This window comes from Aminobacter sp. HY435 (assembly GCF_027568395.1).
In the GTDB taxonomy this organism is placed as follows: domain Bacteria; phylum Pseudomonadota; class Alphaproteobacteria; order Rhizobiales; family Rhizobiaceae; genus Aminobacter.
This window is the reverse complement of record NZ_JANKZL010000014.1, coordinates 127,765-142,079: the sequence shown is the minus strand read 5'-3', so window position 1 is coordinate 142,079 and position 14,315 is coordinate 127,765. Positions and strand designations below refer to the sequence as shown.

Annotated in this window: 13 protein-coding genes and 1 tRNA gene; 7 read left to right on the top strand and 7 right to left on the bottom strand. The window is 63.5% G+C overall.

Annotation, left to right across the window (positions count from 1 at the left end):
* Positions 1–175: 175 nt before the first annotated feature.
* A complete protein-coding gene (locus PCJ21_RS20445) occupies positions 176–1,216 on the bottom strand; it encodes an ABC transporter substrate-binding protein (protein ID WP_269933282.1) in 1,041 nt (346 codons plus the stop codon).
* Between the two features lie 200 nt (positions 1,217–1,416).
* Positions 1,417–2,250, bottom strand: a complete 834-nt coding sequence (fghA, locus tag PCJ21_RS20440) for an S-formylglutathione hydrolase (RefSeq protein WP_269933281.1) — start codon at positions 2,248–2,250, stop codon at positions 1,417–1,419.
* A gap of 192 nt (positions 2,251–2,442) precedes the next feature.
* Here fghA and PCJ21_RS20435 point away from each other — a divergent pair, with 192 nt between their 5' ends.
* The 3 genes from PCJ21_RS20435 (at position 2,443) to PCJ21_RS20425 (ending at position 6,048) form a co-directional block, all read left to right on the top strand.
* Positions 2,443–4,545: a glycosyltransferase gene (locus PCJ21_RS20435; RefSeq protein WP_269933280.1), complete on the top strand. Its 2,103-nt coding sequence runs from the start codon at positions 2,443–2,445 to the stop codon at positions 4,543–4,545.
* Entirely contained in the window at positions 4,542–4,892 is a 351-nt protein-coding gene (locus PCJ21_RS20430; RefSeq protein WP_269933279.1) for a hypothetical protein, read from the top strand. The genes PCJ21_RS20435 and PCJ21_RS20430 overlap by 4 nt, the downstream gene beginning before the upstream one ends.
* Positions 4,893–5,028: 136 nt before the next feature.
* Complete coding sequence (locus tag PCJ21_RS20425) at positions 5,029–6,048, top strand: hypothetical protein (protein WP_269933278.1); 1,020 nt, start codon at positions 5,029–5,031, stop codon at positions 6,046–6,048.
* Between the two features lie 34 nt (positions 6,049–6,082).
* Here the strand turns inward: PCJ21_RS20425 and PCJ21_RS20420 are convergent, their stop codons facing one another.
* The 5 genes from PCJ21_RS20420 to PCJ21_RS20400 form a co-directional block, all read right to left on the bottom strand.
* Entirely contained in the window at positions 6,083–6,991 is a 909-nt protein-coding gene (locus tag PCJ21_RS20420) for an energy transducer TonB family protein (protein WP_269933277.1), read from the bottom strand.
* Entirely contained in the window at positions 6,988–7,443 is a 456-nt protein-coding gene (exbD, locus tag PCJ21_RS20415) for a TonB system transport protein ExbD (RefSeq protein WP_269933276.1), read from the bottom strand. The genes PCJ21_RS20420 and exbD overlap by 4 nt, the downstream gene beginning before the upstream one ends.
* 11 nt (positions 7,444–7,454) lie before the next feature.
* Positions 7,455–8,525, bottom strand: a complete 1,071-nt coding sequence (gene exbB / locus PCJ21_RS20410) for a tonB-system energizer ExbB (protein ID WP_269933275.1) — start codon at positions 8,523–8,525, stop codon at positions 7,455–7,457.
* A 323-nt stretch (positions 8,526–8,848) separates the two neighbouring features.
* Positions 8,849–8,924 (bottom strand) — tRNA-Ala (locus tag PCJ21_RS20405).
* A 147-nt stretch (positions 8,925–9,071) separates the two neighbouring features.
* Positions 9,072–9,458, bottom strand: a complete 387-nt coding sequence (locus PCJ21_RS20400) for a TIGR02300 family protein (protein ID WP_269933274.1) — start codon at positions 9,456–9,458, stop codon at positions 9,072–9,074.
* Between the two features lie 199 nt (positions 9,459–9,657).
* On the opposite strand from PCJ21_RS20400, the gene aroA reads away from it, so the two are divergent.
* The 4 genes from aroA (at position 9,658) to rpsA (ending at position 14,266) form a co-directional block, all read left to right on the top strand.
* On the top strand, positions 9,658–11,016 hold the full coding sequence (gene aroA, locus PCJ21_RS20395; RefSeq protein ID WP_269933273.1) for a 3-phosphoshikimate 1-carboxyvinyltransferase: 1,359 nt from the start codon (positions 9,658–9,660) through the stop codon (positions 11,014–11,016).
* A 19-nt stretch (positions 11,017–11,035) separates the two neighbouring features.
* Positions 11,036–11,740 carry an SDR family oxidoreductase gene (locus PCJ21_RS20390; protein WP_269933272.1) on the top strand — a complete coding sequence of 235 codons (705 nt, stop codon included), beginning with the start codon at positions 11,036–11,038 and terminating at the stop codon, positions 11,738–11,740.
* Between the two features lie 17 nt (positions 11,741–11,757).
* On the top strand, positions 11,758–12,396 hold the full coding sequence (gene cmk, locus PCJ21_RS20385) for a (d)CMP kinase (protein WP_269933271.1): 639 nt from the start codon (positions 11,758–11,760) through the stop codon (positions 12,394–12,396).
* Positions 12,397–12,568: 172 nt separating this feature from the next.
* Positions 12,569–14,266, top strand: a complete 1,698-nt coding sequence (gene rpsA / locus PCJ21_RS20380; RefSeq protein WP_269933270.1) for a 30S ribosomal protein S1 — start codon at positions 12,569–12,571, stop codon at positions 14,264–14,266.
* Positions 14,267–14,315 lie beyond the last annotated feature (49 nt).

Here is a 14,315-nt window from a genome sequence, read left to right as displayed (position 1 = left end):
CCCCGGGCGTTGCCGCCGCGGGCGCGTCGTCGCAGGCTTGCTAGCCTTCATTGGCCGGCGGCGAAAGGCGCAGAATGCCGCAAAGGCCGAAATGGCAGTTCAAATGACGTTCAGCGTTGCGCCAAACACACAAGGCAGAGGGGAAAGGCGCATGCCCCTCCCCTCCCTTTCGGTCTTACATGCCGAAAACTTCGTTCCAGCGATCGACCCAGTCGTTCTTGGCTTCGTTCAGCTTTTCGTAGTCGACCTGCTTCAGCGAGGCGATCATGTCGGCGCCGTAGGTCCAGAGCTTGGCCTGTTCCGGCGTCAGCGTGACAGCCTTGACGACGGGCGCATCGACGCCATTCTCGGCGGTCTTCTGCTGCACTTCCTGCGACAGCACGAAGTTGATGAATTCATGGGCCAGCTCGACATTGGCAGCACCCTTGGGGATGTTGATGGTGTTGAGCGTGGCGATGGCGCCATCCGACAGATCCGCCCATGCGGCGGTCGGCACGGCAGCCTGGATCTGGGCCAGCGTGAAGTCCTGGGCAACCGAGGCCGAAATCTCGCCGGTCGAAAACAGGTTCACCAACTCGGAGCCGGTGTTGTAGTTCTTGACGACGTTCGGCTTCAGGTCTTCGATCGCCTTGAAGGCACCGTCGGTATCGGTGAAGGGATCGACGCCGGCATGGGTGCCGGCGATCATCACGGCCATCGGGCCGGCGGTGGTGGTGATGCCCGGCAGCGACAGCGACGCCTTGAAGTCTTCCTTCCACAGGTCGTTCCACGAGGTGATCGGGGCCTTGACCTTGGCGGTGTCGTAGATCACGCCGACGCGGCCGATGGTATAAGCCGGACCGAATTCACCCTGCGGTGCCTTGGCGAGATCGTAGAGACCTTCGAGGTTCGGCACCTTCGACTTGTCGATCGGCTGGAACAGGCCTTCCTTGATGCCGATCTGCGAATAGGCGTCGGTGAAGTAGGCGACGTCGACGCCCTCGCCGTTGCGGATCTTGATCTTGTTGAGACGGTCGGCGTTGTTGCCTGTCTCGAAGACGATCTCGCAGCCGCACTTCTCCTTGAACGGCTTGATGATGTATTCGTCGAGCTTGTCGCCGTTGAAGCCCCACCAGGAGATGGTCAGAGTCTTGCCCTGGGCGAGCGCCGGCGCTGCGACGAGCGTCGTCGCGAGGCCAGCAACGCCAGCCGCGAGAAGGGTGTGAAGTCGTGTCATGAAAGCCTCTGTTGTTTGACGCCCTGCCGCCAACAGGCGCGCTCAAGGGACGAGCGAACCTATTTTCACGACAGCTAACGTGCAACTCCAAATGTTGTGCAGCTCACATCAATCATTGCCGCATCTTGAGGCGAAGCGCCAGGCAGGGCCGCAAAACCCGGAAGAAGGGCATCAAGCGGCGCCGGCGCCGTGACGCCAGCTCATCCAAGACGCTGCGCATGCCACCTCAGGTGGTCGTCCATGAAGGTGGAGATGAAGTTGTAGGAGTGGTCGTAGCCGTCCTGCATGCGCAAGGTGAGCCCGATGCCGGCCTTGCCGCACGCCTCTTCGAGCAGCCACGGACGCAGGCCCTCCTGCAGGAAGCCGTCAGCCGTGCCCTGGTCGACCAGGAACTCCGGGAAGCGCCTGCCGTCGCCAATCAGCAGCGTCGTGTCATAGGCGCGCCACGACGCTTCATCGGTCCCAAGGTATTTTTCCAGCGCCGGCTTCGACCAGCCCGCCGTCGACGGCTGGGCGATGGGGGCGAAGGCCGAGCAGCTCTTGAAGCGCCCGGGGTGCTTCAGCGCAATGGTCAGCGCGCCGTGGCCGCCCATCGAGTGGCCAAAGATCGCCTGGCGCGACATGTCGGCCGGGAAGTTTGCCGCGATCAATGCCGGCAGCTCCTCGGTGATGTAGGAATACATGCGGTAGTTCTTGGCGAACGGCTCCTGCGTCGCGTCGACATAGAAGCCGGCACCCGAGCCGAACTGCCAGTTGTCGTTCTCGTCGGGAATGCCTTCGCCGCGCGGGCTGGTGTCGGGGCAAACGACGATCAGCCCGAGTTCCGCGGCGAGCCGGCGATACTCGCCCTTGTCCATGACATTGGCGTGCGTGCAGGTGAGGCCCGAGAGGTACCACAGCACCGGCACCGGACCGTCCTTGGCCTGCGGCGGCACGAACACCGCGAAGGTCATGTCGCAGGCGCACGCGTCCGACGCATGCGCATGGACGCCCTGGATGCCGCCATGCGACTTCGACGTGGATATGGTCTTCATCTGCTCTGCCTTCTCGTCTGCGCCGTCCGTCAGGGCATAGCCGCGTCACACACCCGCCGCAACCTTGCAGCATGCAATTGGGCCGTCCAGCGGGAGGCCTCGGAAGAGGCCACCAGACAGCGCGACCTATTGCACCATGCACTCCAACATTGTTATGCCGACCGCCAAAGAAACCGCCAGAGCACTCAATTCATGCAACTCGACATATCGGTCGTGCTGAACATACATCGCGAGAAGGAGCTTCTGGCAAAGACGTTGCTCTCGATCCGCGACGCTGCGGACTTCGCAGCCGCAGCAGGCATTGCCGTCGAGCTTGTAATGGTTCTGGACAGCGCGTGCGATACGACCGCCCGCATCGCCCGTGGGTTTCAGTCCCAGTCGTTTCTTCGGCTGAAGATCGTCGAGGTCGCCAATCGCTCTCTGGCGCACAGCCGCAACGACGGCATTGCCGCTGCAGACGGCGAGTACATCTGCATTACAGACGGCGACGATCTGTTCTCCTACAACAGGCTGGTAGAAAGCCTTCTCCTCGCCCGCAAGCTCGGCACAGACTACATCATTCTCCCGGAGTACCTGATTTCGTTTGGCAGCAGGCAGGGCCTGTCCGTCTTGACAGGCTCCGGCGCCCTGACGCCTCTGATCTTCCCTGTCGATCACCCATATATCTCGTCGATTTTCGGCCATCGTTCGGCATTTGAAAAACACAAATACGTCCATCCCCGCGGCGATCGCGGCCACGCCTATGAAGATTGGCACATGAACGCCGAACTGTTGGCGGATGGATACCGGTACGCCGTGGCTCGCAACGTCGCGCTCTACTACAGGAACCACTCGGCCAGCATCATGGCCAAGGCCAGAGAGGCAACCTATCCGCTAACACTAGCGCCAACGCGATTGCTCGAGCCGGAGAACTACTTGCGCATCGGTCGGGCGGATGTGGAAGCATACGAAATTGGCACGAAAAGGCCTTTGGACAGCGTCGATGACAATGCCCATTTGCGCGATGCGTTTTTGCGAAATTCGTCAACGTTGGAAATGATGGCAGCTGCAGGCCGCATTGAGCCAATGATCTCGCCGGCCAATGTAGGTGGACAAGTCCATAGCCAACGATTTGCATTCCTCGACGCCGGACTCGCCTACTACCGACTGTGCGAAGTGGTCGCTGGCAAACGCTTTACCGACGTATTCGTCGTTCCCTATTTCGTCCATGGCGGAGCCGAAAAGTACGTTCGCCAGATTATCGAGTCACTCCTTCGCACAGACCCCTCAAGGCAGATCCTGGCCATCGCGATGGAATATGCCGACGAGCATATCGCGGTGTATGACCTGCCAGCAAATGTATGCTTTCTGGACGCCTATCACGTCGCTGGGCACTTGCTTCCCCAGCAGTTCTCAGAGATCACGCTGAAACTCATCGAAAACACCGCCCCGGGTGCCAGAGTGCATTTCCGCGCGGGCGCCGGAAGCCACCGCGTGCTCGAAATTGCGCTCAATCGTCTAGGCCCAGACCAGATCGTCTACTATCACTTTCTCAACCACCGTTCGACGAATGTTGACCTAGATCAGCCTCTCAAGCTGGTTGACCAAATTACCACGATGGGCGGACATGTCGTCAGCGACAACACAGCCTCCACGAAGTCTGCCCAAGGTCTGGTTTCCCCTCGGATAAGCTACATTCCCGCATCATGCATGAGTGCCTCCCGCATTGCTGACCAGAGCATGCGCAAGCGCATCTTGTGGGGGTCGCGCGTCGATCGGGAGAAGCGATGCGACTTGCTGCCGCGGATCGCGCAGCTACTTGTCGCGGCCGACCCCGCGATTTGCATCGAAATGTATGGCGGTGTCATCGAAAGGACCCAGCATCTGCTGCCGCCCAAGAACACGCCTGGCCTCAGCTACTGCGGGCCGTTCGACAGCTTTGCTGATCTTGCCCGCCTGGGCCACGAGATTTTTCTGTACACCTCCTGGTATGACGGCATGCCAAACGTCGTTCTCGAGGCGATGGCTCACGGCAAGACCGTCATTGCCCCGGACATCGGCGGTATCGATGACGCGGTCATGGACGGCAAGACCGGGGTCCTGCTCCCGTCTGACAGGAACGATGCGCGCATGGCGAAAGCCTACGCCGATGCGGTGCTTGCCCTGCTGTCCGATCCCGATCGGTCGGCAATGCTGGGCAAGAACGCTCAGGCATACATCAACGAGGTCAGGACCCCGGAGCGCATGGATTCCGCGCTGCGCAAGCTGTTCGACATCGAACCCGTGACCGGCACCGAGGCAGAGGCCAGAAGATGACACCAAGCAAGGCACCGCAGCCGGCCGACGCTCTCACAGCCGAGATCGAAGCGCTAAGGCGCGAATTGGCGATCACCCGTCACCACCTCCAACACCTGCTTGAAGGACCGGCGCGCCCGGGAACGCGCGGACCGGACAGCGACACCGTCGGCCATGGCGGCGGCACGGTCGGCGACACATCCAACTACCGGCTCCTGTTTTCCATGAATGGCCCGGGCGGCAAGCCGGTGCAGTACTACACCGTCCTGGAAACCCGCCCCTGGTGGAAGGTAGCCCTTGCCAATCCGCTCAAGATCGAGCGCTGGATGATATTGCGCCGCGTTCAGCGGCGGCGGCGGCGCGGCTAGACGCCGGAAAGCACCATCTGTTCCGCGCCATCGCACTGGTGCAAATCAGACCGCCGCACTGGACAAGCGCTCCCCTCGCGCTAGCTCCCGTTCGATGACCTCCGGCACCCACCGCGTGCCGGGACGGGGGACCGGGATGGACACCTTACTGCGCGTCGTGCTTGTGATTGTCGGCCTCATCGGGCTTTTCGTCTATTTCCGCTCCGTGGTCAGGGTGACCTTGCTCAACCGGCGCGAACGCGACGCGCTGTCGCGTGCGGCATGCTTCCTGGCAGTCAGCTCCATCCAGCGCTTTACCGCCGACAGACGCGACTATGTCGACATCCAGCGCAGCCAGGCCTGGATACTGCCGCTCTTCATCCTGCTGTCGATCGTCAGCTGGTTCCTTCTGGTGCAGATCTCATTCGGCTTCATCCTGTGGGGCCTCAAGGCAGAGGCGAGCCTGCCCTACGCGCTGAGCGCCAGCGGCTCGGCGCTGAGCACGCTCGGCTTCAAGACGCCGCCGACGTTGCTGGGCGAATTTCTCGCCATCTTCGAAGCCGCCATCGGGCTCGTCATCGTTGTGCTGCTGTTCAGCTTTGCGCCCGGCTACCTCGCCGCGGTGCGGACACGCGAGCGCAAGGTCGGCTGGCTCTACGCCCGGACCGGCCACAACCCAACCTGCGCCAGCCTGGTCACCGCCCTCGAACAGGCCGACAAGGTGGCGGACACAGCCGTCTGGGAAGACTGGGAAGCGTGGTTCCGCGGCATCCTTGAGACCCACTCCATCTCGCCCATTCTGGCATATGCGCCGTCGATCTATCGTGGCACCAACTGGGTCGGCGCCGCGGCGGCAGTGCTCGATTCTGCGTCGCTGGTGATCGCGACGCTCGACCTCCGGCAGGTGAACGCCGCGCACATCTGCCGCCACACCGGGATAGCCGCGCTAAACCTGATCTCGAACGAGCTTCCGGTCATTCTTCCCAAGGCGAAAAGCGAACAGGGCGGGCAAGCGGCGATCGATTTCGACAAGCTCTACGAGACGCTGGCCGCAAGCGGGCTGCCTGTCGACAGCGACAAGGAAAAGTGCCGCCAGGCCTTCGCCTCGCTCCGGGCCGAATACGAACCCAGCCTGCTGCGCATCTCGGCGTCGACGCGCATGCCTATCCACCGTTGAACGCGGGACGCGCCCGGCTGGATATCGGTTCATTTCACCGGAAGGTGATCGGCAGGACCAGATAGGCCGGCACGGCCGGCGGCGGCGCAGGGATCGGCGAGGCGCGCCGGACAGTGCGCAACGCGGCCTCGTCCAGCTCCGGAATGCCCGACGAGCTCAGGATGTTGGCCGTCAGAACATCGCCGCTCTGGCTGAACGTGAAGCGCACGGTGACCGATCCGTTCTTGCGAACTCTCGGCTGCTGCCTTGCCATGCGCGCATAGACACGTGCTTTCCACTGCGCCGGCGACATCGACTTGCCCGCGCCTTGGCCCGCCGCGGGCGCTCGCGTGGTGTCGGAGACCTGGGCCGACTTCCTGGCATCCATCGTGCTGGGCTGCGGCTTCTTCATCTCGGCCTGCTTGACCGGCTTTTCGACGGGCTTCTTTTCACCCGGCTTCTTGTCGCGAACCGGCTTGACCACGGGCCTGGGTTTCTCGACCGCCGGCCGTGGCTGGGGAACCGCCATCGCGACTTCGGGCAATGGCAGCTCGACAAGGTCGGGGACCACTTCGTCGGCCGGCTCGACCTCGGCAACCTCTTCCGCCGGTTCGGGCTCGGGCTGCGCAACCTCGTTGACCGGCTCGGCCACCGGTTCGGCGGCATCCGCCTCGACAGGTTCGACCGGCTCGGTGACTTCCTCGACGGGCTCGGACGCAGCACTGTCGACCAGATCGGCGGTGTCTTGCGGCACTGCCTCGGGTGCCAGCGCCATCGGGGCGAGGTCGATCATCACGGCCGACTGGGCCTGTTCCAGCGGAAAGGTCTCCGCCGGCATGCGCTGGACGTACCAGGCGGCCGCGACATGCACGGAGACGATTACCGCCGCCGCCGTCGACCACAGCCCAAGTTCGCGCGGGTTGAAGCCGCCGAACTCGTAGCCCTGGTGCGCCAGCACGCTCATTGCGCCGCTCGCGGGGCAGCGGGCGCATCCGAGATGGTTTCGAGGCCGACCAGCGCGATCTTGAGATAGCCGGCGCCGCGCATCAGGTTCATCACTTCCATCAGGTCGCCGTAGTCGACACCGCGATCGGCGCGCAGGAAAATGCGCTGCGCCTTGTCGCCCTTGGCCTCAACGTCGAGACTCTGCTGGAATGACGCCCTGTCGACCGTCTCCGAGCCGACGGCCAGGCTGAGATCGTCCCTGAGCGTCACGTAGAGCGGCTCTTCCGGGCGCGGCGAAGGCGTCGCCGTCGAGGCGGGCAGATCGACATTGATGTCGACGGTTGCGAGCGGGGCAGCCACCATGAAGATGATCAGCAAAACCAGCATGACGTCGATGAACGGCGTCACGTTGATCTCGTGGTTCTCCTGCATGTCGTCGTCGTCGGACGATTCTCTGATGCCACCGGCCACGGCGCCGCCTCCTAGACGTTTGCTGCGTTGCTGAGCCGATTGCCGGCTGGCATTGCGACAGGTGCCGGATGGGAGCGCGCCGGTTGCCGATCCAGATCACGGCTGACCAGGCGCTGCACACCGGCCGCGGCGTCGGCCAGACCCTGGCGATAGCCGGTCACCGAGCGGGCAAAGACGTTGTAGATCACAACGGCCGGAATGGCGGCGACGAGACCTACGGCGGTTGCCAGCAGCGCCTCAGCGATACCGGGCGCAACGACGGCCAGATTGGTGGTCTGCGCCTCCGAAATGCCGATGAACGAATTCATGATGCCCCAGACGGTGCCGAAAAGGCCGACGAACGGCGCCGTCGAGCCGATGGTGGCGAGAACGCCGGTGCCACGGCTCAGCCGCCGGCCGGCCTGCGCCTGGATCCGCAACAGCCGCGACTCGACGCGCTCCTTGATGCCGCTGGCATCGACCGGGCCATGGCCGTGGCCCGACATCTCCATTTCCTCGACGGCGGCGCGCACCAAGATGCCGCCGATGCCGGAATGATCGCCCAGCGCCGCCGCGGCGTCGCTCAGCCGGCGCGCGCCAAGGATGCCGCGCAGGGCCTTCTTGAGGCGCGCCTTGCTCGCCGCGATCTCCAGCGATTTGGCAAGCCACACCGTCCACGTCACCAGCGAGGCGAAGGCGAGGCCGATCATCACCGCCTTGACGACCCAGTCGGCGGCCATGAACATGCCCCAGGGCGACAAATCATGCGGCAGCGTGCCTTGGGGCAGTCCCGGTTGGGCGGGAACCTGCGTGGGAGCGGCTCCGAAAGCGTCGTCGGAAGCGATCGGCGCGGCAGGGGCGAGTTGAGCGGCTGGCACCGAGGCAGGCTGCATCCCTAAAGTCGGCGCGATCACAGGCCGGGCTGGGGCAGGGGAAACGGAAGGGGCGACCGGCGCGAACGGATTGGCCGGAGCCATTTCCTGCGCATGGAGCGCTGGAGCTGCCAGCAAAAGGCAGGACGCGACGGCGACCGTTCGCAGCGCCTTGGTCGCAACGTGCCGTCGGACCTTCGATGCGGCTTCGATGCGACTGCTGGCGTCCATGCTCGGATCTCCCGTGGCGGCGTTTGGCGAGGCCGACGGCATGGCGGCCAGACCACCATACTCGCAAGCCGTGGCCGCCGTCTAACATTCCTGATAAAAACAATCAACAAATGTGCGAACGCGAATCACGCCAATTCACCTCTACGATGATCGGCCATGACGTGTTCGGGAGCAGGTTCCCCGCAACATGCCCTACTGCGGGCGCGGAGCCGAAAGTGTCGAAATATCAGTCAGGCAAAGACAATGTGCCCTGCGCAGGCCCAATAGCAAAAACGCCAGCCGGGTGGCTGGCGGTACCAAATGCAGGTTCATCTGGAAAGATTTGGTGGAGCCAATCGGAATCGAACCGACGACCTCTTGAATGCCATTCAAGCGCTCTCCCAACTGAGCTATGGCCCCACACCCGGCGATGCCGGCACCGTTTCCGGTGAAGAGGACGGCGCGAATATTTCGTCCGCGCCGTGTTTGATGGGCGGCTTCTAGCGCCGCATTTTGCCCTTGGCAAGCCTTGTTCGAAACCTTTTTTCGGTTTCTCCCAAAGCGGCGTCAGATCTCGTCTTCGTCGTCGCCAACGCCGATCATGTCGGAGACGTCGTCGTCTTCCTCTTCCTCGTCGGCAAGGAACGTATCGTCGTCATCGTCGCCCAGATCGACATCGTCGTCGTCGAGATCCGGCAGGTCGTCGCCGCCCTTCGCCTCGTCGTCGGCGTCCTCGAGGGACACGACTTCCGCGCCTTCCTCTTCCGAATCGAGCTCCTTGGCTTCCACTTCTTCGTCTTCCTCGAGCAGGGCGGATACCTTGCCGTCGTCGAAGTAGGAACGCGGATAAGTCTTGCCCGTGTAAGGGGAGACGATCGGGTCCTTGTTCAGGTCGTAGAACTTGCGGCCCGTCTCAGGGTCGATACGCTTTGTACCAAGCTCGGATTTTGCCACGTCAGGCCTCGTCTTGTTCGCTTTTCGGACCCCTTAGCGGCAGTTTGCTGCGCTGTCAAAGCCAAATCCCGGCGATTGAGCCCCGGCCCGAAACCACTCCGGCAAATGGGGATGACCACATTGGCAATCAATGCTAGGACACCGCCGCAATCATTGGGAATGCCGGGTTTCGCAAGGCAATCCCGTACGAGGACCCAACATGTCGCATAACGTCGCGCCGCAGCCGGCCGTCGCCCGCAAATCGCAATCCCTGTCCGGAACCGCCCGCGTGCCCGGCGACAAATCGATTTCGCATCGCTCCTTCATGTTCGGCGGCCTGGCCTCAGGCGAGACCCGCATCACCGGCCTGCTCGAAGGCGAAGACGTGATGCGCACCGGCGATGCGATGAAGGCGATGGGCGCGCATATCGAAAAGCACGCCGACGAATGGGTCATCAAGGGCACCGGCAACGGCGCGCTGCTGCAGGCCGAAGCGCCGCTCGACTTCGGCAATGCCGGCACCGGCTCGCGCCTGACCATGGGCCTGGTCGGCACCTACGACATGGAAACCACCTTCATCGGCGACGCCTCGCTTTCGGGTCGACCGATGGGCCGCGTGCTCGATCCGCTGCGCCAGATGGGCGTGCAGGTCATCGACGCCGCCCCGGGCGACCGGATGCCGCTCAAGCTGCGCGGACCGCGACAGGCAGCCCCGATCAGCTATCGCGTGCCGATGGCCTCCGCCCAGGTCAAGTCGGCGGTGCTGCTCGCAGGCCTCAACACGCCCGGCATCACCACCGTCATCGAACCTGTGATGACGCGCGACCACACCGAAAAGATGCTCAAGGGCTTCGGCGCCAACATCGAGGTCCAGACCGACGAGCAGGGCGTGCGCCACATCTTCATCGAAGGCCAGGGCAAGCTCACCGGCCAGACCATCGCCGTTCCCGGCGATCCGTCCTCAGCCGGCTTCCCGCTGGTCGCAGCGCTCATCGTGCCCGGCTCGGACGTCACCATCGAAAACGTGCTGATGAACCCGACCCGCACCGGCCTGATCACCACGCTGACCGAGATGGGCGGTTCGATCGAAATCCTCAACCGCCGCAACGCCGGTGGCGAGGACGTCGCCGACCTGCGCGTGCGCGGCTCCGAGCTCAAGGGCGTCAAGGTTCCGGCCGAGCGCGCGCCGTCGATGATCGACGAGTACCCGGTGCTGGCCGTCGCTGCCTGCTTCGCCGAGGGCGAAACGCTGATGCAGGGGCTCGAAGAGCTGCGCGTCAAGGAATCCGACCGGCTGGCCGCCGTTGCTCGCGGGCTCGAAGCCAACGGCGTCGACTGCACCGAAGGCGAAACGACGCTTTCGGTCCGCGGCGTGCCCGGCGGCAAGGGCCTCGGCGGCGGCGTGGTCAAGACCCACCTCGACCACCGCATCGCCATGAGCTTCCTGGTCATGGGTCTGGCTTCGGAAAAACCCGTCACAGTCGACGACCAGGCGATGATCGCCACGAGCTTCCCGGAATTCATGGGCCTGATGGCCGATCTGGGTGCGGAGATCGACCAGGCGCCAATACAGAACTAGAGAGAAATCACGGGGGAGCATGATGACCAACAAAGTTGCGATGATCGTCGGCGGCGGCAGCGGCATGGGAGCTGCGGCGGCAAAGAAGCTGGCAGCCGACGGCTACAGCGTCGCCATCCTGTCGTCGTCCGGCAAGGGCGAGGCCTTGGCCAAGGATCTCGGCGGGCTCGGCTTCACCGGCTCCAACCAGTCGAACGACGACCTCAAGCGCTTCGTCGACCTGGCCATGGACAAGTGGGGCCGCATCGACGCACTGGTCAACGGCGCAGGGCATGGCCCGCGCGCACCGCTGCTGGAGATCACCGACGAGCAGTGGCACACCGGCATCGATGTCTATTTCATGAATGTCGTGCGCGCCGTGCGGCTTGTCGCGCCGATCATGGTCGCCCAGAAGGGCGGCGCCATCGTCAACATCTCGACCGCATGGGTCAGGGAACCGGCGTCGATGTTCCCGACCTCGGCGGTCGCACGCGCCGGACTTTCCGCCTACACCAAGCTCTTCGCCGACCAATATGCCCAGCACAACGTGCGCATGAACAACGTGCTGCCGGGCTGGATCGACAGCCTGCCGCAGACCGACGAGCGCCGCGCCGGCGTGCCGATGCAGCGCTACGGCACATCGGCAGAGATCGCCGCGACCATCGCGTTCCTCGCTTCGGAAGGTGCTGGCTACATTACCGGCCAGAGCCTGCGGGTCGACGGCGGCCTGATGCGCAGCGTCTGAGACAAGACCGCGCGAACATGCCCAAAGCCATCACCATCGCCATCGACGGTCCGGCGGGCGCCGGCAAGGGCACGCTCGCCCGCCGGCTCGCCGACTACTACCATCTGGCGCTGCTCGACACCGGGCTGACCTATCGTGCTGTTGCGCACGCGCTGGTCAGCTTCGGACTGCCGCTCGACAATGTCTCGGCCGCGGAAACGGCGGCCCGGCAGGTCGACCTGACAAAGCTCGACCGCACTGTCCTGTCTGCCCATCAGGTCGGCGAAGCCGCTTCCAGGATCGCCGTATTCCCCGAAGTGCGGAAGATCCTGGTCGAAAAGCAGCGCGAATTCGCGCGTTCGCCGCAAGGGGCAGTGCTTGACGGCCGCGACATCGGCACGGTGGTCTGCCCCGACGCCGATGTAAAACTCTATGTCACCGCCAGCGCGGAAGTCCGCGCCCGCCGTCGCCTCGCCGAGATCGAGGCCAATGGCGGCACTGCCGATTTCGCCGGCATCCTCGCCGATATCGAGCGCCGCGACGAGCGCGATGCCGGCCGCGCCGACTCGCCGCTCAGGCCAGCGCAAGACGCGCACTTGCTCGATACGTCGGAAATGGATATAGAAGCCGCGTTTTCCGCAGCCAGGGATATCGTCGATCGGATCCTCAAAAGCTGAGAACAGGCGGAGGTCCTCGGATCTCGCCACCTAACCGACCTGTTTTGCATTCTTCTCGCGCCGATTTGCCGCTTAAGGGCGGCCAAGGGCTTTTTGCCCGGAGTGCAGGCAGGCCAACGCAACACTAACCCACGGCGCCGCTCCCGCAAGGCGGGACGCACCAGGAGATCCAATGTCACAAGCTAATCCCTCCCGCGACGATTTCGCGAGCCTGCTCGAAGAGTCCTTCTCGGACGGTCATTCGGGCGAAGGCCAGGTCGTCAAGGGCATCGTCACGGCCATCGAAAAAGACATGGCCATCATCGACGTCGGCCTGAAGGTCGAAGGTCGCGTTCCGCTGAAGGAATTCGGCGCCAAGGCCAAGGACGGCTCGCTCAAGGTCGGCGACACCGTCGAGGTCTATGTCGAGCGCATCGAAAACGCGCTTGGCGAAGCCATGCTGTCGCGCGACAAGGCTCGCCGCGAAGAGAGCTGGGTCAAGCTGGAAGAGAAGTTCACCAAGGGTGAGCGCGTCGAAGGCGTCATCTTCAACCAGGTCAAGGGTGGCTTCACCGTCGATCTCGACGGCGCCGTTGCCTTCCTGCCGCGTTCGCAGGTCGACATCCGTCCGATCCGCGACGTCACGCCGCTCATGCACAACCCGCAGCCCTTCGAGATCCTCAAGATGGATCGCCGTCGCGGCAACATCGTCGTTTCGCGCCGCACCGTTCTCGAAGAGAGCCGTGCAGAGCAGCGCTCCGAGATCGTCCAGAACCTCGAAGAGGGTCAGGTTGTCGAGGGCGTGGTCAAGAACATCACCGACTACGGTGCGTTCGTTGACCTCGGCGGCATCGACGGCCTGCTGCACGTCACCGACATGGCATGGCGCCGCGTCAACCATCCGACCGAAATCCTCAACATCGGTCAGACGGTCAAGGTGCAGATCATCCGCATCAACCAGGAAACCCACCGCATCTCGCTCGGCATGAAGCAGCTCGAGTCGGATCCGTGGTCGGACATCGGCACCAAGTTCCCGATCGGCAAGAAGATCACCGGCACCGTCACGAACATCACCGACTACGGTGCGTTCGTCGAGCTCGAGCCGGGCATCGAAGGCCTCATCCACGTTTCGGAAATGTCGTGGACCAAGAAGAACGTGCACCCCGGCAAGATCCTGTCGACCACCCAGCAGGTCGACGTGGTCGTGCTCGAAGTGGATCCGGCAAAGCGCCGCATCTCGCTCGGCCTCAAGCAGACGCTTGAGAACCCGTGGGAAGCATTCGCCCGCAACCACCCGGTTGGTTCGCAGGTCGAAGGCGAAGTCAAGAACAAGACCGAATTCGGCCTGTTCATCGGTCTCGACGGCGACGTCGACGGCATGGTGCACCTGTCCGACCTCGACTGGAACCGTCCGGGCGAGCAGGTCATCGAAGAGTACAACCGTGGCGACATGGTCAAGGCTCAGGTTCTCGACGTCGACATCGACAAGGAACGCATCTCGCTCGGCATCAAGCAGCTCGGCCGTGACACCGTCACCGAAGCCGCGACCTCGGGCGAACTGCGCAAGAACGCCGTCGTCACCTGCGAAGTCACCGGCATCAAGGATGGCGGCCTGGAAGTTCGTCTCGTCGACCACGGCATGGAAAGCTTCATCAAGCGCAACGACCTGTCGCGCGACCGTGATGAGCAGCGTCCTGAGCGCTTCGTCGTCGGCCAGAAGGTAGACGCCCGCGTCATCGCCTTCGACAAGAAGACCCGCAAGATCCAGGTCTCGATCAAGGCTCTGGAAATCGCGGAAGAGAAGGAAGCAGTCGCCCAGTACGGCTCGACCGACTCGGGTGCTTCGCTCGGCGACATCCTCGGCGCGGCCCTGAAGAACCGCACCAACTAAGTTTGGCTGTCACAGCCTGACGACAAGAACCCCGCCGGAGCGATCCGGC

Bases quoted from the DNA above. Each gene is read 5' to 3' on its own strand.
- PCJ21_RS20445 (WP_269933282.1), bottom strand. From the start codon at position 1,216: ATGACACGACTTCACACCCTTCTCGCGGCTGGCGTTGCTGGCCTCGCG.
- PCJ21_RS20420 (WP_269933277.1), bottom strand. From the start codon at position 6,991: ATGAGCGTGCTGGCGCACCAGGGCTACGAGTTCGGCGGCTTCAACCCG.
- rpsA (WP_269933270.1), top strand. From the start codon at position 12,569: ATGTCACAAGCTAATCCCTCCCGCGACGATTTCGCGAGCCTGCTCGAA.
- aroA (WP_269933273.1), top strand. From the start codon at position 9,658: ATGTCGCATAACGTCGCGCCGCAGCCGGCCGTCGCCCGCAAATCGCAA.
- PCJ21_RS20390 (WP_269933272.1), top strand. From the start codon at position 11,036: ATGATGACCAACAAAGTTGCGATGATCGTCGGCGGCGGCAGCGGCATG.
- fghA (WP_269933281.1), bottom strand. From the start codon at position 2,250: ATGAAGACCATATCCACGTCGAAGTCGCATGGCGGCATCCAGGGCGTC.
- cmk (WP_269933271.1), top strand. From the start codon at position 11,758: ATGCCCAAAGCCATCACCATCGCCATCGACGGTCCGGCGGGCGCCGGC.
- PCJ21_RS20435 (WP_269933280.1), top strand. From the start codon at position 2,443: ATGCAACTCGACATATCGGTCGTGCTGAACATACATCGCGAGAAGGAG.
- exbB (WP_269933275.1), bottom strand. From the start codon at position 8,525: ATGGACGCCAGCAGTCGCATCGAAGCCGCATCGAAGGTCCGACGGCAC.
- PCJ21_RS20430 (WP_269933279.1), top strand. From the start codon at position 4,542: ATGACACCAAGCAAGGCACCGCAGCCGGCCGACGCTCTCACAGCCGAG.
- PCJ21_RS20425 (WP_269933278.1), top strand. From the start codon at position 5,029: ATGGACACCTTACTGCGCGTCGTGCTTGTGATTGTCGGCCTCATCGGG.